A 19,988-nucleotide genomic window follows, 5' to 3' on the forward strand; every position below is an offset into this window, starting at 1 on the left:
GCTCTCCCGCGCTTAGGCCTGCCGACTCTGCTTGAAGGCGGTGACGGCTTCGGTAAGNCCCTTTTCCACNTCGGCGTCGATGACCTTCTTTTCCTTGATGGCGTCGAGCACGTTTTTCCGCGTGTCGCGCATGAAGGTGAGCATGTCCGCCTCGAAGGCGCGGATGTCTTCCACGGGCACGTCGTCCATGTAGCCGCGGGTGGCGGCCCAGATGGAGGCCACCTGCTCCTGCACGGGCATGGGCTGGTACTGGGGCTGCTTGAGCAGCTCCACGAGGCGCGCGCCGCGCTCCAGCTTGGCCTTGGTGGCCTGGTCGAGGTCGGAGCCGAACTGGGCGAAGGCCGCGAGCTCGCGGTACTGGGCGAGGTCGAGGCGCATGGTGCCCGCCACCTGCTTCATGGCCTTGATCTGCGCGGCGCCGCCCACGCGGGACACGGAAAGGCCCACGTTGATGGCCGGGCGCACGCCGGCGTTGAACAGGGCGGGCTCAAGGTAGACCTGGCCGTCGGTGATGGAGATGACGTTGGTCGGGATATAGGCCGACACGTCGCCCGCCTGCGTCTCGATGATGGGNAGCGCCGTCAGCGAGCCGCCGCCGAGCTCGTCGCTCAGTTTGGCCGCGCGCTCGAGCAGGCGCGAGTGCAGGTAGAAGACGTCGCCGGGGAAGGCCTCACGTCCCGGCGGGCGGCGGAGCAGCAGGGACATCTGGCGGTAGGCCGTGGCCTGCTTGGAAAGGTCGTCGTAGACGATGAGGGCGTCCTTGCCGTTGTCGCGGTAGTATTCGGCCATGGTGCAGCCGGTGTAGGCCGCGATGTACTGGAGCGGCGCCGGGTCNGAGGCCGTGGCCGAGATGATGGTGGTGTATTCCATGGCCCCGTGCTTGCGCAACACGTCGGCCACGAGCGCCACCGAGGATTCCTTCTGGCCGATGGCCACATAGAAGCAGTGGATGCCCGTTTCCTTCTGGGCGAGGATGGCGTCCACGCAGACGGCCGTCTTGCCGGTCTGGCGGTCGCCGATGATGAGCTCGCGCTGGCCGCGGCCGATGGGCGTCATGGCGTCGATGGCCTTGAGGCCCGTGGGCATGGGCTGGTGGACGCTCTTGCGCTGGATGATGCCCGGGGCCTTGATTTCCACGGGCCTCGTCTCGTCNGCGTCGATGGGGCCCAGGCCGTCGATGGGCTCGCCCAGGGGGTTGAGCACGCGGCCCATGACCTTCTCGCCCACGGGCACGGAGAAGATGCGGCCCGTGCGCTTGACCGGGTCGCCCTCCTTGATGCCCACGTCCGAGCCGAGGAGGGCCACGCCCACGTTGTCCTCCTCCAGGTTGAGCACCATGCCCATGACGCCGCCGGGAAATTCCAGAAGCTCCATGGACATGGCGTTTTCCACGCCGTGCACGCGGGCGATGCCGTCACCCACGTAGAGCACGGTGCCGGTCTCGCTCATCTCCACGCGCTGGTCATAGTTCTGGATCTGATCCTCGATGATCTTGCTGATCTCATCGGCCTTGATCTGCATCTACACACCCCTCTTGAAAGTCTCGCGGAGGATCCCCAGCTGCGCGCGCAGGCTCGAATCCAGCACCTTGTCCCCCACAGCCAGCACCATGCCCCCGAGGATTTCCGGGTCCACGCTGAAGGCAAGCTCGATGTCGCCGCCGCTCTTTTTGGCGAGCTCGGCCCTGAGCTTCTCCTGCTTCTCCTTGGAGAGCTTGATGGCGGTGATGACCTTGCCCCNGAGNACGCCATTGGCCTCGTCGAGGAGGATGCCGTACCAGTCGGCGATCTGGCNCAGGGAGNCAAGGCGCTCCTTGTCNGCCAGNAGNAAGCAGAAATTCCGCATGGTCTTGTCGGCGCCGAGCTTGTCGAGCAGCGCGCCNAGGACGCCCTTCTTTTCCTCCACGCCGATGACCGGGCTTTTCAGCACNGCGCCCAGCTTCGGCTCTTCGGCCACCATTTCNCCCAGGGCCGCGAGGCAGGCCCCGTGCCTCGCAAGGGCGTCGCCGCCCTCACGCCTGCCCAGCGAAAACAGGGCGCTGGCGTATCTTCTCGCAACAACGGTGTCGGTCAACGCAGCACCACCTTGTCCAGAGAGTTGGCGATGAGCCGGTCATGATCCTGCTCGGTGAGCTTGCCGCGCAGGGCCTTTTCCGTGGCTTCCACGATCTCGTCGGCGAGGGTCGCGCGCACCTGGTCGCGCATGGCGCGGCCCTCGTTTTCGGCGGCGCGGCGGGCCTGGTCAACGATCTGGCCGGCCTGGCGCCGGGCCTCGTCCACGATGTTCTGCCTGAGGCGCGCGGCCTGGGCCTTGCTTTCCTCAAGGATGGCCTTGCGCTCGGCGTCGAGGTTGGCGATGCGCGCCTCGATGGCGTCAAGGTGCTCCCGCGCCTCCTTGCGGCGCTTTTCGAGCTCGTCNAGGGTATCCTTGATGGTCTGCTGGCGCCCTTTCAGGAAGCGCTTGGTGAGGCCGCCCACGAAATACCAGAGGATGCCCACGAAGATGACGAGGTTCACCACGCGCCAGGCGAANTCGCCCCAGCGCGGCTCGTGCCCCTCGGAGGCCAGCGCCTCGCAAGGGCCCGCCAGCAGCGCGAGGCCCGCCAGAAGAACGGGCAGCAGGACGGGCAGGANGTTGCGGAATGTTTTGATGCTCAAGACGCACCCCCCGTTGCGGTCTGCGTTCGATGTGCGCGGCGCCATGCCGGCCTAGGCNTTGCCGAGCAGGCGGTCGCCCACCTTGGCGGAAAAATCGCTGATGCCGTTGCGCAGCTCGTTGAGCGCCGCCTCGGCCTGGCCGCGCAGGGCGGAGCGGTTNTCGGCGAGCAGCTGGCGCGCGCTCTGCTGCGCCTCGCCCACGATGTTCTGCTGCTCGGAGAGGCCNGACTGNCGGCCNTCNTCACGGGTNAGGCCGGCTTCCTGCCGGGCGCGGGCGAGCTCNGCCTCNTAGTGGTTGAGCTTTTCCGTGGCTTCGGCGTTGAAGGCGTCGGCCTCGCCGGCNAGGTCNTCCATGAGGCCGTTGCGCTTTTTAATGATGTCGCGGACAGGGCGGATGAGCAGGATATTGAGGACGATGAGGGCAATGAAGAAATTCGCCAGCTGAAAAAGAAGGGTGATGTTCAGGTCCAGCATGCGCGCGCCCCCNGTGGCTGACAAGAGATGACAATGGCTGAAGAAGCTNTTGNAGCATAGACNNCCGTCACGGNTTATGTCAAAGNNTATTGGCCGCAAATATGGCAAAACGCGAAAAAAANTTACTCTTNCGGCTTNCTCCNNGNCGGCAAATGCCGCAGCACGGCCGCGCAGACNTCGCCCGCGGGGAGCGCCGCATCCACCGTATGNTGCGCGCNGGCNGCGTAGAGCGGCGCCCGCGCCTCCATGACCTCGCGCACCTCCTCGAGCATGCTCTTCCCGGTGAGCGAGGGCCGCTGCGCGGNNAGCGGGCTTTCCGCCAGNCGCCCNGCCGCGGCCTCGGGCGGCAGCGAAAGCCAGACCACCACGCCGTTTGCGCGCAAAAANTCCCGGTTGCCCGCGTCCAGCACGGCGCCGCCGCCGGTGGCGATGACNCCGCCCCCNGCCCGGGCCGCTTNGGCCGCNGCCTCGCGCAGNGCCGCGCATTCNCGCGCGCGGAAGCCCTCCCAGCCTTCGGCGGCAACGATGTCCGCCACGCTCATGCCCGCGCGCTGGCAGAGAAATTCGTCCATGTCGGTGAAGGCGCAGGAAAGCTCCCGCGCCAGCGCCCGGCCCACGGTGGTCTTGCCGGCGCCGCGGCCGCCCACGAGGAAGATGATGCCCATCGTTTAGCCCTCCTCCCCGGCATCCGGCTCCGCGCCGTAGCGGTTGAGCCGCGCATGCAGGGTCTTGCGGGTGATGCCGAGGACGCGCGCGGCCTCGCTCTTGTTGCCGCCGCAGCGGGCCACGGTGCGCAGGATGACCTCGCGCTCCACCTCTTCCAGCGTGGGCAGGCGCCCGTCCCCGCTCTCCGGCAGGGCCGCGCCCCTTGCCTCCCCGGCCGTCCCGGCATCTGCCGCAACAGCACCCTCCGGCCGCCCAGGAAGCAGCCGCTGGGGCAGCTCGCGCACGTCGATATGCTCGCCGGGCATGAGGATGACGGCCCGCTCCATGACGTTCTCGAGCTCGCGCACATTGCCCGGCCACGCATAGCGGGCGAGGATGTCCAGCGCCTGCGGGGTGATGCCGGCGACGCGCTTGTGGTTGGCGCGGCCGAAGCGGGCCGCGAAATGCCGGGCCAGAAGCTCGATGTCGCCCTCGCGGTCGCGCAGGGGGGGCATGGTGAGCGTGACCACGTTGAGGCGGTAGTACAGGTCCTCGCGGAAGCGGCCCTCGGCGGTCTCCCGGGCGAGGTCGCGGTTGGTGGCCGCGATGACGCGCACGTCCACGGACTCGGGGCGCGTGCCGCCCACGCTCAGGACTTCGCGCTCCTGAAGCACCCGCAGGAGCTTGACCTGCATGGCAAGCGGCATCTCGCCGATCTCGTCCAGAAAGAGCGTGCCGCCGCGCGCCCGCACGAACAGCCCCTCGTGGCGACGGTCCGCGCCGGTGAAGGCCCCTTTTTCGTGCCCGAAAAGCTCGGAGGCCAGCAGGGTCTCGGTGAGCGCGCCGCAATTGACGGCCACGAAGGGGCCTTGCGCCCGGCGGCTCAGGTCATGCACGGCGCGCGCGGCCAGCTCCTTGCCGGTGCCGGATTCGCCGGCCACGAGCACCGTGGCCTCGCTGGGCGCGATGGTGCGGATCATCTCCCAGAGCTCGCGCATGGGCGCGCTCTGCCCGAGGATGCCGCCGTGTCCCCCGCCCTCGGCAAGCTGGCGGGAAAGGGCCGCGTTCTCCTCCACCAGGTCCGCGTGGGCGAAGACATTGCGCAGGCTGACCTTCAGCCGCTCGAAGTCCAGCGGCTTGGCGAGATAGTCCCAGGCGCCGCTCTTGATGGCCTCCACCGCAGCGGGCACGTCCGAATACGCGGTCATCATGAGCACGGGGAGCGCGGGCCGCGCCTCATGGAGTTCCTTCAGGGCGGTAAGCCCGTCCATGATCGGCATGCGCACGTCGAGCAGGGCGAGATCGAAGGGGCGTTCGCGGCCGAGGCGCACGGCCTCGGCGCCGTCCGCCGCGGCCTCCACGGCATAGCCCCAGTTTGCGAGCAGGGTCACGAGCATGCGGCGATGGGCCGCGTCGTCGTCGGCCACGAGGATGGAGAGCTTCTTCATGGCGCGCCTCCCGCGGGCTTCTCCGGGCAGGCCCCGCCGGGCAGCCTTATGGTCATGGTGGTGCCGCGCCCGGGCACAGTGCTCGCGCTGATGGCGCCGCCGTGCTGCTCCACGACCTGCCGGGCGATGGCGAGCCCGAGGCCCGTGCCGTCGGCCTTGGTGGTGAAATAGGGCGTGAAGATCTGCGCCGCCGTGGCCGCGGACATGCCCGCGCCCGTGTCGCGCACGCGGATGCGCCAGCCGGGCGTGCCCTCCCCTTCGGCCTCGCCCCGCTCCAGCGCCACCTCCACTTCGCCCCCGGCCGGCGTGGCCTGGATGGCGTTGATGACAAGGTTGAGCACGGCCTGCATGAGGCGGTCCGCGTCCACACAGGCTTCGGCGCCGCCTTCGGGGAGGTTCGCCGTGAGGCGCACGCTCTTTTCCGCGGCGTCCGGCGCGGCCACCGTCACCACCCGGCCGAGCACGGCCGCGAGGTCTGCGGGCGCGGGCGCAAGGCCGCGGGGCCGCGCGAGGCTGAGGAGGTCGGTAAGCACGCGGTCGAGGCGCCCGGTCTCTTCCATAAGTATCTGGCCCGTGGCGTGGCCGAGGGGGTCGTCCTTCAGGCGCTCGGTGAGATAGGTGGCATAGCCGCGGATGGAGCTCAAGGGATTGCGGATCTCGTGCGCAAGGCCGGCGGCGAGATTGCCCAGGACCGAAAGGCGCTCATGCTGCCTCAGCTGGCGCTGGAGGCTGCGGATCTCGCCCATGTCGCGCAGGGCGAAGAGGTAGCCCGTCACGTCGCCGCCGCTGTCCAGCAGGCGCGCGGCGGTGAGCTGCACGGGGAGCGGAGCGCCCTGCGGGCGCCAGAGCTCGAGCTCGCGCTCCACCAGGCCCGGGCCCTGCGCCAGCTCGGCCATGAGCGCCGCCCAGTCGAGGCCGGTGCCGGAGAGGGCGCCGCCGGCCGGGGGCTCGGCCGCGTGCCCGGGCGCCGGCGCATCCAGCCCGAGCATGGCGCGGGCCCGGGCATTGCTGAGGCGCAGGCGCCCGGCCGTGTCCAGCACCACGAGGCCGGCCGGATAGTTGCGCACCACCTGCGCGGCCAGGGCCTCGGCGTCGGCGAGCAGGCGCCTGGAGGAACGGTAGCGCCGGAAGAGCAGGCCGAGGCCCGCCACGGCGAGCCCGGCCACGAGGACGAGGCCGGCCACGATCCAGAGCTGGAGGGCGGAGTCCTTCAGGGCGTCCCGCATGCCCGACACGTCGAGAGCCACGAAGACACAGCGGACATCGCTGCCGGCGCCATCGTGCCGTCGCGCCATGCCGCGCAGCCGCGACGGCGCGAAGAGGCGCCAGGTCTCGTAGATGTTGGGGTCATCCGGGCTGAAGCGGCCGCGCGTGACGCGCCCTGGGGCGAGGCGGCGCATTTCCTCGGGGGTGTAGAGGTCGGCGCCCGCAAGCTCGGGATTGCTGTCCGCCAGGATGCGGCCCGTACTGTCAGTGATGGCTATCCACGCCACGCCGGGCTGCCGCGCCACCTCGGCCACGAGCCGCCCAAGCGTGCCCGTGGCCGGCCCCGTGCGCTCCAGGAGGCGCGCGCCGCCCTCCAACGCCCAGACAAGGGAATCGGCGCGGCCGTGGATGGCCGCGAGCATCTGCGCGCGCTCGCGCTCCACGGCCCGGCTGATGGCGATGCCGGCCACCGCGAGCCCGATCAGTGCCGCCACGGCAAGCAGCAGGCATTGGCGCCACAGGGAGGCATCCGCGGCCTGGGCTGGCCGGCGCGCGTGCGGAGCCTCACCGGTGGGCGCAGCGTCTTGGCCGGCGCCCGGGGTGCCACCCCGGCTGCCACCTGGGTCAAAAGTATCCGCTTTTCCCGCTTCTGTTACCTTTTTACTCGCCATGGGGCGCCTCTGGGTAAAAAGGTTACGTCACGGAGCGGGCGCGCGCAAGCCGCAGCGACGGGTTTTTTGAACTTTTTTCAGAATATCAGTGGATTAGAGAAAATGGCACGCCGCTTGCTGTATGCCGGGCACTGACGATGCGGCGCAGATGCGCCCCAACTTCAACAGCGAGGATGATCATGACCCTGTTCAACAAAAAGCTCACCACCCTGGCCCTGGCGGCCATCCTGGCCCTGGGCATGGCCGGCGCGGCCCAGGCCGCCGGCCGCGACTACCGCCCCGACGCGCAGGCCTATCCAGGCATGAGCGCGGAGCAGCAGACCAAGGCGAAAAAAATCCACGACGAGACCGTGGCGGCCACCAGCGAGACGCGCGAAAAACTGCGCGCCAAGCGCGCCGAGCTCGACGCCCAGCTGGCCAGCCCCGAGCCGGACAAGGACAAGATCGAAAGCCTTTCGCGTGAGATCGGCGAACTGCGCGGCAAGCTCATGGCCGCCCGCGTGGACCTGCGCGCCAGGCTCGCCAAGGAAGGCATCCCGGCCGAGGCCTATGACGCCGCGCCCGGCCCGCGCAACGGCTTCGGCCCCGGCAACGGCCCTGCCAATGCCGGCCCGGGCTACGGCCCCGGCCCCTGCTGGGGCCCGAACGGCGGCTACGGCTACGGCTATCACCACGGGCGCCGCGGCGGCCACCATCGCGGCGGCTGGGGTGGCGGCAACTGGGGCGGCGGCTATGCCCCCATGGGCGGCTGCGGCTGCTGGTAGGAAGTGAAATTGCGGATCCGGGCGGTGCGCCTCCTCACCCCCGGGGCTGTCTCCTGAAACCCCCTCCACACAAGAACGGGGAGCCTTGCGGCTCCCCGTTCTTGTTTTCCGTGATGCGCTGTTGCCTAGAAGCTGTAGGCGAAGACGAGCTGCGCCTTCCAGGCGTCCTGCTTCTGGAAGGAGCTGTCGCGGGCGCCGGCCTTCTTCCAGGTGTCGTTGTCCATGAAGTTGGCGATGTAGCCGAGCTCGAGGTTGATGTCGAAGTTCTCGTACATCTTGTAGTTGTTGACCAGGTTGAACTCGAGCAGGCCGTCGTTGGTGGTCAGGTACGGGCTCGTGCCGGTGCCCCAGCCGTCGACCCACGCGAAGGAGTTCTCCATGTACTTGACCATGCCGGTGCTGTTGGTGCCGCCCCAGTAGGCCACGCGGAAGGTGTGGGTGAGGTCTTCCACGAAGGTCATGTCGCGCAGCTGGAGGCCGATGCCCCAGGTGCCGGCATAGTCGAGGGCGTAGTCGTTCCACACCCAGCCGTAATTGCCGTCGCCCATGAAGGAGGTGAAGGTGCCCATGGGAACGATGGAGGGCATGCGCTCGGAACCGTTCTTCGGGTTGCCGTCGTCGCCGGAGCCGTACCAGCCGAAGATGCCGGGAACGCCCCAGTCCATCTTGTATTCCACGAGGGCCTTGGCCAGCCAGCCCTGACGCTCGGTGCTCGAGCGCTTCACGGCGCCCATCTTGATGGCGTCGTAGCGGCCCATGGGCTCGGAGTAGCCGTAGTTGAGGTCGACCTCGATGTTCAGCGGATCAAAGGCCGTGATGGTGAAGGGCAGGCCTGCCCAGAACAGGGTGCCGTAGCCCTTGCTGGTGCCGCCGATGTTCATGCGGTCATTGATGCCCGGATAGGGATAGAGGCTGTAAGGCAGGTTGCCGTCGGAGGTGTTGAACACCTCGCCGTCGCCGCTGCTGCGGCCCTGCCAGTCCTCGATGCCTTCCATGGAATTGGCGCCCTTCATGCCAAGCATGGCCCAAGGCGTGACCTCGAAGCCGTCGAAGGTCAGCGGAACCATGAGGCTGAAGAGGTCGAGGTTGTCGAGATAGCCCGCGCGGGTGCTCCCGGCCTGGCGGCCGTTCCAGCGGTTGCCGTCGAAGTTGTCGTTGAGCGGACGCGCCCACAGGGCGGTGATGGAAACGTTGTCGTTGACCTTGTAGTTGGCGGTGATGCCGGCCACATCGGTGTCCATGATGGCGGAGCCGCCGGCCGCGTTGGGCAGGGTCACGCCCTGGATGCCCATGCGCACGTTGAGGGTGGTGTCGGGCACCATCCAGTCGATGTAGGCGCGCTTCAGCTTGATGATCTTGCCGTCGGCGCCGAGAGCGCCGCCCTGGTCGGCGCGGCCCCAGTTGGTGTTGCCGATTTCAAAGTAGACCGTGCCGGAAAGGCTCTCGCTGGCCACCGCGTCCAACTGGAGGCGCACACGCTGCACTGCGTCGAACTGGCTCTCCATATTGGTGGATTTCTTGTCACCAACGCGGGTCTTGTGGATCAGGTTGGTGTCTTCCGCGGTGAAACCCATGAGCCACTGGCCCTTGGCCTGAAAGTCAATGGCGCTCGCGCCGGTGGCAGCCCCGAAAACCAGGCCGGCGGCAAGCAGAAGCGTGCAAAGCTTTTTCATGATTCCTTCCTTCCTCTCTTCTCCCCAAATGAACACTGAAAACATACCCCACCCCATGCAGGGCAAAATTTTTGTACCGGCAGTGAGGACAAAAAGCAAGCGTTTTTGTAAAAAAATTTTTACCGAAATTTTTTCCATGTAATATTCATGCGTTATATGAAACTACGCCGCGCCAGACAAAAGGGCGCCCCGGAATCTTCCTCCGGGGCGCCCTGGCGGAATGGCGAAGGGGATGGCAAAAGGCACGGGGCGCTACAGGAAGTCCGGGTCGGCCGCGGCCTTGCCCCCGGCGAGCATGATGCGGATATAGTGCAGCCCGTGCTCGTCCACCGGGATGATGGGGAAGGACGTACGGCACCCCTCGCAGGTNATCATGCGCGGTTCCGTGGGCGCCACCACAGGCACATGCCGNCCGCAGCGGGGGCACTGGTAGAAGAAGAGGATCTCCATGCCGTCCGGCGGCACGGGAGCCTGCGGCCGGGNGCTTTTTTCAGCCACGGGCCGCGCCCTCGGGAACGAGGCTCTTGCCGGTCATGGCCGCGGGCGGCTCGANGCCCCAGAGCCTGAGCAGGGTCGGGGCCACGTCGGCCAGCTTGCCNTCGGCGAGCGTNGNCACCTCCCGGCCNGGCTCGATGAGGATGCANGGCACGGGATTGGTGGTGTGCGCGGTGTGCGGCCGCCCCTCGGGCGTGAGCATGACCTCGCAGTTGCCGTGGTCNGCGATGATNAGCATNCGNCCGCCGCGGTCCTCCACGGCCTTGACCATCTTCCCCACGCACTCGTCCACCACGGCGCAGGCNTCCTCCGCGGCCTTGAGGTTGCCNGTATGGCCCACCATGTCGCCGTTGGCNAGATTGCAGACCACGAGGTCGTACTTGCCGCTCGCCCAGGCCTCGAGGAACTTTTCCGTGATCTCGCGCGCGCTCATGGCCGGCTTGAGGTCATAGGTGGCCACGTCGCGCGGCGAGGGCACGAGGATGCGGTCCTCGCCGGGGAANGGNTCNTCCACGCCGCCGTNGAANAAATAGGTGACGTGGGCGTACTTNTCCGTCTCCGCNAGGCGCAGCTGCTTCAGGCCCGCCNTGGAGACCGCCTCNCCGAGGCCCTGGGTGACNGACTCCTTGGGGAAGGCCACGGGGATGTTGAAGCGCGCCTCATAGGGNGTCATGGAGGCGATGCCGTCCAGCNTCGGCACGCGGCCGCGNTCAAAGCCNGTGAAATCCTNGTCGATGAAGGCGCTGACGANCTCGCGCATNCGGTCCGCGCGGAAGTTGAAGAANAAGAGNCCGTCGCCGTCGGCCATGCCNGNGGCCTCGCCNTCCTCGCGGCCCTTTTCGATGACCACGGGCTTGATGAATTCGTCGGTCTCGCCGCGGGCGTAGGCGTCCTTGAGGGCNGTGAGCGCGTCCGGCGCGGANAGGCCCGCGTCGCTCACGCCGTGGGCGANGAGGTCCCAGGCNTCCTTGACNCGCTCCCAGCGGGTGTCGCGGTCCATGGCGTAGAAGCGGCCCACNAGNCCGGCGATGCGCGTGCCNGGATGNTCCTTGATGGCCNCTTNNAGNGCGGCCACGAAGGCCTCGCCGCTCTTGGGGTCGGTGTCGCGNCCGTCCATGATGCAGTGGATGCGCACGGGCACCCCGGCCTCGTGCGCCATGCGGCAGATGGCCTCNAGGTGCCGGATNTGGCTGTGCACNCCGCCGTCGGACACAAGGCCGGTGAGGTGCAGGCGNCCNNNNCTCCGCTTCACGCGCGAGATGAGNTCGGTGAGCACGGGATTGGCCTGNAAGGAGCCGTCCTCCAGCGNGATGTCGATGCGCGTCATGTCCTGNTAGACCACGCGCCCGGCGCCNATNTTGAGGTGCCCCACCTCGGAATTGCCCATGTAGCCTTCGGGNAGNCCNACGGCGCGGCCCGAGGCGGTGAGCCGNGAATGGGGGTNNTTCTTGAGCAGGGCGTCGATATTGGGGGTNACGGCGATGAGCGGCGCGTCGCCCTTGTCGGCCTCAGGNTCATGNGGGGCGATGCCCCAGCCGTCGAGGATGAGCAGCAGGGTCGGTGTCATGGACGGTCCTCCCTCGGGGAAGCGGCGGAGTGTGCGGCGCGNCCCNGGACGGCGCGGCCCCACAGGTCTTCCAGCCGGTACAGCTCGCGCGCGGGCNCGAGCAGGATATGGANGATGATGTCGTTGCANTCCACAAGNATCCACTGGGCCGCGGCATAGCCCTCGATGCGCAGGCACTCGAAGCCGCGCTCGCGNNAGAGNTCGGCCACGCCGTCGGCNAGNGCCTGGGCCTGNCGCATGGAGCCGGCCGTGGCCACGAGCATGGCCTCGGCAAAGGCGTTTTCGCCGGCAAGCTCNAGGCTNACCACGTCTTCGGCCTTGTGNTCTTCGAGAAAGGCGGCNAGNGCGGCGAGCCGTTCAGNCAGGGGCACGGCGCGNCCTGCGGGGGTGCCCGGGCTCACGGGCTGGCCGGCNGCGNCGCCGGANAGGGGNNCNNGGGTGACGGTATCCTTCATTCGTGCNCTATATCCCAAAGCCGCGCCAAGGGCAATGGGCGCGGNCTTCCCGCCGGGTGACGCNGGGCCGGGCAGNNNGGCCGGNNGAATTTTCNCGCCCTTCCCCNCCCGGCAGCNTCACAAATCCGGGTATTTAGGCCGGATTTGGGATTGCGCGCCCGCGCCGGCTNCGNTATGCTCGGCGGCAACTCTCCCGGCACCCCCCGGCGGAAGACCGCNGCGGGCNCGTCCCGACGACGGNGATTTTCNCCGTTGTCCGGCCGCGCNTTGGCATTTCCGCCTTCNNGGCTCCGGGGAGGGACGCGGCGACGCGCACAGCGCNCCGCGCCNATCCGGCGGACACGCCGCAACCCTTTGGGAGGAAACGCATGAAATTCGGCAAGACCCTCGCGCTCTTCGCGGCGCTCGTCCTGGGCTTCGGCGCCCAGGCCGCCCTTGCGGCCGACGCCGCTTCCGACAAGGACCCCATCAAGATCGGCGTCTACCTGCCGCTCACCGGCCAGAACGCCTTTGGCGGCCAGCTTGAGCTCGAAGGCGTCAAGCTCGCCCACCAGGAAATGCCCACCGTGCTCGGCCGCCCCGTGGAGCTCGTGGTGGTGGACAACAAGTCCGACAAGGTGGAGGCCGCCAACGCGGTCAAGCGCCTCATCGAGCGCGACAAGGTCGTGGCCTTCATCGGCACCTACGGCTCCTCGCTGGCCATGGCCGGCGCCGAGATCGGCGAAAAGGCCGCCGTCCCCGGCGTGGGCACCTCCTGCACCAACCCGCTCGTGACCCAGGGCAAGAAGTACTATTTCCGCGCCTGCTTCATCGACCCCTACCAGGGCGCGGCCGCGGCCACCTATGCCAGNGAGAACCTCGGGGCCAAGAAGGCCGCCGTGCTCATGGACATGACCAACGACTACGCCGTGGGCCTCTCCAACTTCTTCACCCGCTCCTTCAAGAAGCTCGGCGGCGAGGTTGTGGCCAACCTCAAGTACAGCTCCGGCGACCAGGACTTCACGGCCCAGCTCACCGAGCTCATCGCCAAGAACCCGGACGTCGTCTTCATGCCCGCCTATTTCGCCGAGGGCGCCATCATCATGAAGCAGGCGCGCGAGCTCGGCGCCAAGTTCCGCCTCATGGGCGGCGACGCCATGGACAACCCGGACACGGTGAAGCTGGGCGGCAAGGCGGTGGAAGGCTTCCTGCACACCACCTTCCCCTATGACCCCACCATGACCAACATGAGCGAGGAGGCCAAGCGCTTCACCGAGGCCTGGAAGAAGGCCTATCCCGACAAGGACACCAACGTGAACGGCGCGCTCGGCTACAACTGCTACTTCCTCATCCTCGACGCCATCAAGCGCGCGGGCAAGGCCGAGCCCGAAGCCATCGCCAAGGCNCTCGCCGAGACCGTGGAACTGCCCACGGCCCTTGGCAAGCTCTCCATCAACGAGACCCACGACGCCGAAATGCCCGTGGGCATCATCGAATACAAGGACGGCAAGCGCGTCTATGTGGGCGAAGTGACGCCCAAGTAAGCGGCAGCGGCAGNCGNNNCGNCGCCCGCGCNCNCNNGGGGGCCGGGCGNCGCCTTTTCCGCANCCGTGCCGCAGAGGTGGCCCATGAGCTTTGAGATGTTNCTCCAGCACTGCTTCAACGCCCTGACCCTTGGCTCGCTCTACGCGCTCATCGCCATCGGCTACACCATGGTCTACGGCATCCTGCGCCTCATCAACTTCGCCCACGGCGACATCCTCATGGTGGGCGCCTACTTCATCTTTTTCGGCACNTTCGCCTTCGGCTGGCCCTGGGCCGTGGCNGCGGTNATTTCCGTGCTGGCGGCCGGGCTGCTCGGCGTCATCATCGACCGCGTGGCCTACAAGCCCCTGCGCGACGCGCCGCGCATCTCGGCGCTCATCAGCGCCATCGCCNTGTCNTTCCTNATTGANAGCCTCGCCGTGGTCATCTTCACGGGCCAGCCCNGGCCNGTGCTCCAGCCCGANTGGCTGACCAACGCCTGGCAGATCGGCAANNTGCGCATCACNCATCTNGCCGCCTTNGTGCCNGGNATGACCATCATCCTNGTCTGCATCCTGCTCTACATCGTCTACCGNACCAAGCCCGGNCTCGCCATGCGCGCCATCTCNAAAGACATCGAGACCACGCGGCTTCTGGGCGTCAAGGTGGACAATGTCATCGCGCTCACCTTCGGGCTCGGCTCGGCGCTGGCNGCNGCGGCCGGTATCATGTGGGCCCTGCGCTACCCGCAGGTGCACCCCTACATGGGCGTGATGCCGGGCCTCAAGGCCTTTATCGCGGCCGTNTTCGGCGGCATCGGCTCCATCGAGGGCGCGGTGCTCGGCGGCGTGGCCCTGGGCTTCGTGGAGATCATGACCGTGGCCTTCATGCCCGAGCTCTCCGGCTATCGCGACGCCTTCGCCTTCATCCTCCTCGTCCTCGTCCTGCTCGTGAAACCCACGGGCCTCCTGGGCGAGCGCATGGAGGAAAAGATCTGATGCGCCTCGACCGCAACACCTTTCTCAGCATCGCCACCATGGTCATCTTCGGCCTGGTGCTCTGGCAGGCGGAGGCCTTTCTTGGCGATTACCAAATCTACATCGCCAAGCTCATCTTCATCAATATCATCCTCGCGCTCTCGCTGAACCTCATCTACGGCTTCACCGGGCTCTTTTCGCTGGGGCACGCGGGCTTCATCGCCATCGGCGCCTATGTGTCGGCATTGTGCATCCTGCCGCCCGCGCAAAAAGAGATCATGTGGATTCTGGAGCCCATCATCTGGCCCTTCTCGGACCTGCTCACGCCCTTCTGGGTCTCGGTGCTCGGCGGCGGCCTCTTCGCGGGCGTGTTCGCCATCTTCATCGCCGTGCCCGTGCTGCGCCTGGGCGACGACTATCTCGGCATGGCGACGCTCGCCTTCGCCGAAATCATCCGCGTGCTCATCGTCAACGCCACGCCCATCACCAACGGCTCGCTGGGCATCAAGGGCATCCCCGGGCACGCCACCCTGCTCGTCTGCTACGGCTGGGCGCTGTTCACGCTCATCGTGCTCGCGCGCCTCTGCTACAGCAATTTCGGCAATGTGCTGCGCTGCATCCGCGACAACGAGATCGCGGCCAGCGTCATGGGCATCAACGTGTTCTGGAACAAGGTGCTCTCGTTCTGCATCGGGGCCTTTTTCGCGGGCATCGGCGGGGCGCTCCTGGGCAGCCACCTCTCCACCATCGACCCCAAGATGTTCAACTTCCTCCTGACCTTCAACGTGCTCATGTTCGTGGTGGCGGGGGGCCTGGGCTCGCTCACGGGCAGCATCCTCGGGGCCACGGTCATCACCATCCTNCTCGAGTGGCTGCGCTTCCTCGAGGANCCCATGNACCTCGGNTTCATCGAGATNCCGGGCATCCCCGGGATGCGCATGGTGGTCTTTTCGGTGGTGCTGCTCGTCATCATCCTCAAGCGGCGCGAGGGCATCATGGGCACGCGCGAGCTCACNTGGAACCGCATCTTCGCCTTTTTCCGGCGNCTTGAGAGGAGGGAGAAGGCATGAGCGGCTTCGTCCTTCCNCACNCCCCCGGACTANGCNGGNGCGCTGTTGCTCGCNAANGGCGTGACCATGCGNTTCGGCGGCGTCACNGCNGTGAGCGACCTNTCNCTNGCGCTNCCCGCCGGGGCCATCGCNGGCATCATCGGCCCCAACGGNGCGGGCAAGACCACGGTNTTCAACGTGCTTTCCGGCTTCTACACGCCGCAGGAAGGCGAGATCACCTTCGACGGCGNGAGCATCCGCGGCAAGGAGCCCAACGACATCTGCCGCCTNGGCATGGCGCGCACCTTCCAGAANATCCGCCTCTCGCCGCAGATGACCGTGNTCGAGAACATCATGGTGGGCTGCCATGTNCGCCGCCACTGCCCGTGGTGGATGGCGCCGCTGGGNCTGCCGCGCTTCTACCGCGAGGAGGAGGAGCTGCGCGAAAAGGGGCGCCGCCTCGCCGANCGCGTGCACCTNTCGGAGCAGCTGGACGAGACCGCCGGNAGCCTCCCCTACGGGGCGCAGCGNCGCCTCGAGATAGCCCGNGCNCTNGCCACCGAGCCGCGCCTGCTCCTCCTGGACGAGCCNGCNGCNGGCATGAACCCGCAGGAAAGCCTCGANCTCATGCACTTCATCGGCCACATCCGCGACGAGTTCNAGCTCACCATCCTGCTCATCGAGCANGACATGAAGGTGGTNATGGGCGTGTGCGAATANATCTGGGTCATGGAATACGGCGCGCTCATCGCCGAGGGCACGCCCGACGTGGTGCGCAACGATCCNCTGGTCATCCGCGCCTANCTCGGCGAGGACGTGNTGGTGCAAAATGCTTGAAATCAAGGATCTCCACGTCCGCTACGGCGGCATCCAGGCGGTGCAGGGCGTGAGCCTNTCCATCCCGCACGGGGCCATCGTCACGCTCATNGGCGCCAACGGNGCGGGCAAGAGCAGCATCATCCGCTCGGTGGCCGGNCTCAACAAGACNATCNNNGGCGANATCCTCTTCCGGCGNCACGCCGGGGACGAGCCGGTCTCGCTCATGGGCCTCAGGCCCGAGCAGATGGTGCGCCGNGGCATCGCCCTCTCGCCCGAGGGCCGGCGCATCCTGCCGCACCTCACCGTGGAGGAGAACCTGCACCTCGGCGCCTANTCNCGCGANGACAAGGANGGCATCGCCGANGACATGGACTGGGTGTACACGCTCTTCCCGCGCCTGCGCGAGCGCTCGTGGCAGAAGGGCGGCACGCTCTCGGGCGGCGAGCAGCANATGCTCGCNGTGGGCCGCGCGCTCATGAGCCGNCCNGACCTGCTCATGCTCGACGAGCCNTCGCTGGGCCTGGCACCCCTGCTCGTGCGCGAGATCTTCGGCATCATCCGCAAGATCAACGAGGACGGCAANACCGTNCTGCTGGTGGAGCAGAACGCCTATGCCGCGCTTTCCGTGGCCAACTACGCCTATATCCTCGAGGTGGGNCGCGTGGTNCTGGAAGGNCCGGGGCGNGAANTGCTNGAAGACCCCAAGGTCAAGGAAGCCTATCTTGGCGGCTAGGCNCACGCTNTCCCGGCGGNCNGCCGCGNCCCGCCNTCGCCTGAGCCGTGCCCCTGTACAGCGTCCGCATGCGGGCCTCCCGCGCCCGGCCCGGTGCGTCTGGCGGCGAACGGCCCGAGCACATCTCCGGCGCCGAGCGCATCGTTGCGGGCGCCGAGGTTCCCGGCATCGCCGCGGATCTCACCCGCCGCGCCCTCGGCCACCCCAAGGGTCTGCCGGACAGCATCCATATCAGTGTCGAAGCGCTGGACGAGGCTTGCCTGCTCCGCATCCCGGCGCTCCCGGCGCGCGCCCTGCCCTGCCCTGACGCCGCCACGGGCCTGCGCCTCGCCGCGGGGCTGTTGCGCGAGGCCGGCGTGCCCCGGCCCGAGGCGGTCATCGACTTTCTGTTGAACGCGCCGCCCCTGCGCGGGGCCATGCTCGTGGACGCGGACACGCTGGAAAGGCTTGAGCCGGACCGAGAGCGCGGCGTGCGCGCCACGCGCATGGACATGGCCGAAGGCGCGGCCCACCCGCCTTCGCCGGACGGCAAGCATCACTACCGGGAGGCGGCCGTGCTCGCCGCCAAGGTGTGCGCCGCGCCGCATATGGTGGCGGAACTCTGCATTTCGGACGACCCGGACTATGTGACCGGCTATGTGGCCGGCCCGGGCCTCGGCTATGTGCGCATCCAGCGCCTCAAGGCGGCGGGTTCGCCGCGCGGGGGCCGTGTCTTCCTCTACCGGGGCCCGCGTGAGGCCGTGGAGGATACCGTGGCCTTTCTCGAGCGCCGTCCGGTGCTGGTGGAGGCTGTGCCGCCGCCTCCACCTTTTACGGAGAGGCCGCAGAGCACCGGGCGGCCGGACAGCCTGGCCTTTGTGGAAGAAGAGCTTGCAGAACTCAAAGGCGCGGGCCTGTACCGCCATGTGGATGTCTGGGAAAGCCCGCCGGGCCCGCATGTGCGCCAGGCGGGGCGGGAGCTCTTAGAGCTCGCCTCCGGCGATTACCTCGGCCTCGCTGCCGACCCGCGCGTGACGGCCGCGGCCGCCGAGGCGCTGGCCGCCTTTGGCGCGGGCACGGGCGGCTCGCGCCTGACCACGGGGACGCTGCCCCTGCACGGCCGGCTCGAGGCAGAACTGGCGGCCTTCGCAGGCTCAGAGGCGGCCCTCGTCTTCTCCTCCGGCTATGCGGCCAATGTGGGCCTTTTGCCGGCCCTCTGCGGCAAGGACGACGTGATCTTCAGCGACGCTCTCAACCATGCCAGCATCATCGACGGCTGCCGCCTCTCCGGCGCGCGGGTCGTCGTCTATCCGCACAAGGACATGGCGGCGCTGGACAGCCTCGCGCAGGTGCATCAGGGGCGCAGGCGCGTGGTGGTGAGCGACGCCGTGTTCAGCATGGACGGCGACGTGGCCGACCTGCCCGGCCTCATGGAGGTGGCGGCCCGGCACGGGCTCATCACTGTGCTGGACGAGGCGCACGCCCTCGGCGTCATCGGTCGCACCGGGCGCGGCATCCGCGAGCATTTCGGCCTCACGGGGCGCGGGCCGGACATCTTCACGGGGTCGCTCAGCAAGGCGCTCGGGGCGGACGGCGGCTATGTGCGCGGCCCGGCGCGGCTCATGGAATGGTTGCGCCACAAGGCGCGCGGCTTCGTCTTTTCCACCGCGCTTTCCGCGGCGCCCGTTGGCGCGGCGCTGGCCGCGCTCGACATTCTCGGGGCTGAGCCGGAGCGCGTGGCGCGCCTTCAGGCAAATGCCGCCTTTTTCCGCGCCCGCCTGCGCGAGCACGGTGTGGAAGCCCCGGGCGAGACCGCCATCGTGCCGCTCCTGGCCGGCGACGAGCGCGTGGCCGTGGCCGCTGCCGAACACCTGCGCGCGGCCGGCATCCACATTTCCGCCATCCGTTACCCCACGGTGGCGCGCGGCGCGGCCCGATTGCGCGCGGCCCTGCGCGCCGACCACGAACGCGATGACCTTGCCCGGGCAGCGGTCGGGGCGGCCACGGCGCTCACTCGGGCGCGGACGGCAATTCCTCCACAATCTCCAGAGACGCGCCGCCATTGCTGATGGCGGCGAGCGCCGCGGAGAGCGCCGCCACGCGCTCCTCGGGAAGGCGCAGGCGCAAGGTGGCGCGCTCGGCATAGGCCTCGCCCTCCACCACGGCCTCGAGGGGCGGGAGCTGCCGGCGCAGGCCGTCCAGATGGGCGTAGTCCAGCACCACGTCGGCCAGGGCCTGCGGCACGCGCTCCACGCACGAAAGCCCGGCGAGGTTTTCGCGCACGGCGTCCTGATAGGCGCGCACGAGACCGCCGGTGCCCAGCTTGACGCCGCCGAACCAGCGCGTCACCACCACGCAGATTTCACCGATGCCGCCGTGCAGCAGCACCTGGAGCATGGGGCGGCCGGCCGTGCCGTGGGGCTCGCCGTCATCGGAGGAGCCGATGCGCGCGGTATCCCCGGGCGCGCCGGCGGCAAAGGCCCAGCAATTGTGCGTGGCGTCGGGCCAGCGTGCGCGCACGGCCTCCACGAAGGCGCGGGCCTCGGCCGGGCTGGCGGCACGGGCGCACTGGGCGAGAAAGCGGCTGCGGCGCACCACGGTCTCGGAGCAGTGAGGCTCCGCAAGGGTAGCGGCGGGGACGGGATAACGCTGCATGCGGGCTCCGGGGCGAGGGCGTGGGCTGATTTCGCTCTCTGGTTTACAGTTTCTTCCCTTTCCACTCTCCGTCTGGAGCGAAGCGGAAGACGGATGCTAGTGCCGGAAGAATCCTAAAAAATAAGATTTTTCGGGGCTGGCAAGGAAGATAAAAATTTCCGAAGGGAGTGTACTTAAGTACTCGACCGAGGAAATTTTTCTCTGACGCAGCCAGCACC

19 protein-coding genes are annotated in these 19,988 nt (G+C 68.2%); 7 read left to right on the forward strand and 12 right to left on the reverse strand.

The genetic code is table 11. The annotated features are described in order from the left end of the window. Positions 1-12: 12 nt before the first annotated feature. The 7 genes from atpA to HDR50_RS07415 all read right to left on the reverse strand — a co-directional run bounded on the left by atpA (position 13) and on the right by HDR50_RS07415 (position 6,924). Entirely contained in the window at positions 13-1,521 is a 1,509-nt protein-coding gene (gene atpA, locus HDR50_RS07385; protein ID WP_291357371.1) for a F0F1 ATP synthase subunit alpha, read from the reverse strand. Next, the gene (gene atpH, locus HDR50_RS07390) at positions 1,522-2,073 is read right to left on the reverse strand and encodes an ATP synthase F1 subunit delta (protein ID WP_291357373.1); all 552 of its coding nucleotides are present in this window, start codon (positions 2,071-2,073) and stop codon (positions 1,522-1,524) included. It abuts the gene before it with no gap. Beyond that, positions 2,070-2,657 carry an ATP synthase F0 subunit B gene (locus tag HDR50_RS07395; RefSeq protein ID WP_291357375.1) on the reverse strand — a complete coding sequence of 196 codons (588 nt, stop codon included), beginning with the start codon at positions 2,655-2,657 and terminating at the stop codon, positions 2,070-2,072. The genes atpH and HDR50_RS07395 overlap by 4 nt, the downstream gene beginning before the upstream one ends. A 51-nt stretch (positions 2,658-2,708) precedes the next feature. Beyond that, positions 2,709-3,131 carry an ATP synthase F0 subunit B gene (locus HDR50_RS07400; protein WP_291357376.1) on the reverse strand — a complete coding sequence of 141 codons (423 nt, stop codon included), beginning with the start codon at positions 3,129-3,131 and terminating at the stop codon, positions 2,709-2,711. Between the two features lie 122 nt (positions 3,132-3,253). Continuing rightward, positions 3,254-3,796, reverse strand: coding sequence for a shikimate kinase AroL (gene aroL / locus HDR50_RS07405; protein ID WP_291357378.1), 543 nt, complete (start codon positions 3,794-3,796; stop codon positions 3,254-3,256). 3 nt (positions 3,797-3,799) lie between these two features. Continuing rightward, a complete protein-coding gene (locus HDR50_RS07410) occupies positions 3,800-5,224 on the reverse strand; it encodes a sigma-54 dependent transcriptional regulator (RefSeq protein WP_291357380.1) in 1,425 nt (474 codons plus the stop codon). Next, entirely contained in the window at positions 5,221-6,924 is a 1,704-nt protein-coding gene (locus tag HDR50_RS07415; RefSeq protein ID WP_291357382.1) for an ATP-binding protein, read from the reverse strand. The genes HDR50_RS07410 and HDR50_RS07415 overlap by 4 nt, the downstream gene beginning before the upstream one ends. A gap of 356 nt (positions 6,925-7,280) precedes the next feature. Between HDR50_RS07415 and HDR50_RS07420 the strand changes: the two genes are divergently transcribed. Continuing rightward, entirely contained in the window at positions 7,281-7,865 is a 585-nt protein-coding gene (locus tag HDR50_RS07420; protein WP_291357384.1) for a periplasmic heavy metal sensor, read from the forward strand. Positions 7,866-7,990: 125 nt separating this feature from the next. Here HDR50_RS07420 and HDR50_RS07425 read toward each other — a convergent pair whose 3' ends face one another. From HDR50_RS07425 to rsfS, 4 genes are all read right to left on the reverse strand, one after another. Continuing rightward, on the reverse strand, positions 7,991-9,538 hold the full coding sequence (locus HDR50_RS07425; RefSeq protein WP_291357386.1) for an outer membrane homotrimeric porin: 1,548 nt from the start codon (positions 9,536-9,538) through the stop codon (positions 7,991-7,993). 252 nt (positions 9,539-9,790) lie between these two features. Next, positions 9,791-10,036, reverse strand: coding sequence for a hypothetical protein (locus HDR50_RS07430; RefSeq protein ID WP_291357388.1), 246 nt, complete (start codon positions 10,034-10,036; stop codon positions 9,791-9,793). Further along, positions 10,029-11,600 carry a 2,3-bisphosphoglycerate-independent phosphoglycerate mutase gene (gene gpmI / locus HDR50_RS07435; RefSeq protein WP_291357390.1) on the reverse strand — a complete coding sequence of 524 codons (1,572 nt, stop codon included), beginning with the start codon at positions 11,598-11,600 and terminating at the stop codon, positions 10,029-10,031. The genes HDR50_RS07430 and gpmI overlap by 8 nt, the downstream gene beginning before the upstream one ends. Then, the gene (gene rsfS, locus HDR50_RS07440; protein ID WP_291357392.1) at positions 11,597-11,971 is read right to left on the reverse strand and encodes a ribosome silencing factor; all 375 of its coding nucleotides are present in this window, start codon (positions 11,969-11,971) and stop codon (positions 11,597-11,599) included. Before rsfS ends, gpmI begins: the two co-directional genes overlap by 4 nt. 452 nt (positions 11,972-12,423) lie before the next feature. Here rsfS and HDR50_RS07445 point away from each other — a divergent pair, with 452 nt between their 5' ends. The 6 genes from HDR50_RS07445 to HDR50_RS07470 all read left to right on the forward strand — a co-directional run bounded on the left by HDR50_RS07445 (position 12,424) and on the right by HDR50_RS07470 (position 19,184). Next, positions 12,424-13,578 carry an ABC transporter substrate-binding protein gene (locus tag HDR50_RS07445; protein WP_291357394.1) on the forward strand — a complete coding sequence of 385 codons (1,155 nt, stop codon included), beginning with the start codon at positions 12,424-12,426 and terminating at the stop codon, positions 13,576-13,578. An 84-nt stretch (positions 13,579-13,662) separates the two neighbouring features. Continuing rightward, the gene (locus tag HDR50_RS07450) at positions 13,663-14,556 is read left to right on the forward strand and encodes a branched-chain amino acid ABC transporter permease (protein WP_291357396.1); all 894 of its coding nucleotides are present in this window, start codon (positions 13,663-13,665) and stop codon (positions 14,554-14,556) included. Beyond that, complete coding sequence (locus tag HDR50_RS07455; protein ID WP_291357399.1) at positions 14,556-15,605, forward strand: branched-chain amino acid ABC transporter permease; 1,050 nt, start codon at positions 14,556-14,558, stop codon at positions 15,603-15,605. Before HDR50_RS07450 ends, HDR50_RS07455 begins: the two co-directional genes overlap by 1 nt. A gap of 66 nt (positions 15,606-15,671) precedes the next feature. After that, positions 15,672-16,421: an ABC transporter ATP-binding protein gene (locus HDR50_RS07460; protein WP_291357411.1), complete on the forward strand. Its 750-nt coding sequence runs from the start codon at positions 15,672-15,674 to the stop codon at positions 16,419-16,421. Then, complete coding sequence (locus tag HDR50_RS07465) at positions 16,414-17,136, forward strand: ABC transporter ATP-binding protein (protein WP_291357401.1); 723 nt, start codon at positions 16,414-16,416, stop codon at positions 17,134-17,136. The genes HDR50_RS07460 and HDR50_RS07465 overlap by 8 nt, the downstream gene beginning before the upstream one ends. Before the next feature lie 68 nt (positions 17,137-17,204). Next, positions 17,205-19,184: a 6-carboxyhexanoate--CoA ligase gene (locus HDR50_RS07470; protein WP_291357403.1), complete on the forward strand. Its 1,980-nt coding sequence runs from the start codon at positions 17,205-17,207 to the stop codon at positions 19,182-19,184. On the opposite strand, the gene HDR50_RS07475 is transcribed toward HDR50_RS07470, so the two are convergent. Further along, a complete protein-coding gene (locus tag HDR50_RS07475) occupies positions 19,126-19,770 on the reverse strand; it encodes a YigZ family protein (RefSeq protein ID WP_291357405.1) in 645 nt (214 codons plus the stop codon). The two genes, HDR50_RS07470 and HDR50_RS07475, sit on opposite strands and share 59 nt — an antisense overlap. Positions 19,771-19,988: the final 218 nt, after the last annotated feature.

This window comes from Desulfovibrio sp., assembly GCF_014803725.1.
In the GTDB taxonomy this organism is placed as follows: domain Bacteria; phylum Desulfobacterota; class Desulfovibrionia; order Desulfovibrionales; family Desulfovibrionaceae; genus Desulfovibrio.

Coding starts and splice junctions, on each gene's coding strand:
- HDR50_RS07410 (WP_291357380.1), bottom strand. CDS start 5,224: ATGAAGAAGCTCTCCATCCTCGTGGCCGACGACGACGCGGCCCATCGC.
- HDR50_RS07470 (WP_291357403.1), top strand. CDS start 17,205: ATGCGGGCCTCCCGCGCCCGGCCCGGTGCGTCTGGCGGCGAACGGCCC.
- HDR50_RS07475 (WP_291357405.1), bottom strand. CDS start 19,770: ATGCAGCGTTATCCCGTCCCCGCCGCTACCCTTGCGGAGCCTCACTGC.
- HDR50_RS07420 (WP_291357384.1), top strand. CDS start 7,281: ATGACCCTGTTCAACAAAAAGCTCACCACCCTGGCCCTGGCGGCCATC.
- HDR50_RS07425 (WP_291357386.1), bottom strand. CDS start 9,538: ATGAAAAAGCTTTGCACGCTTCTGCTTGCCGCCGGCCTGGTTTTCGGG.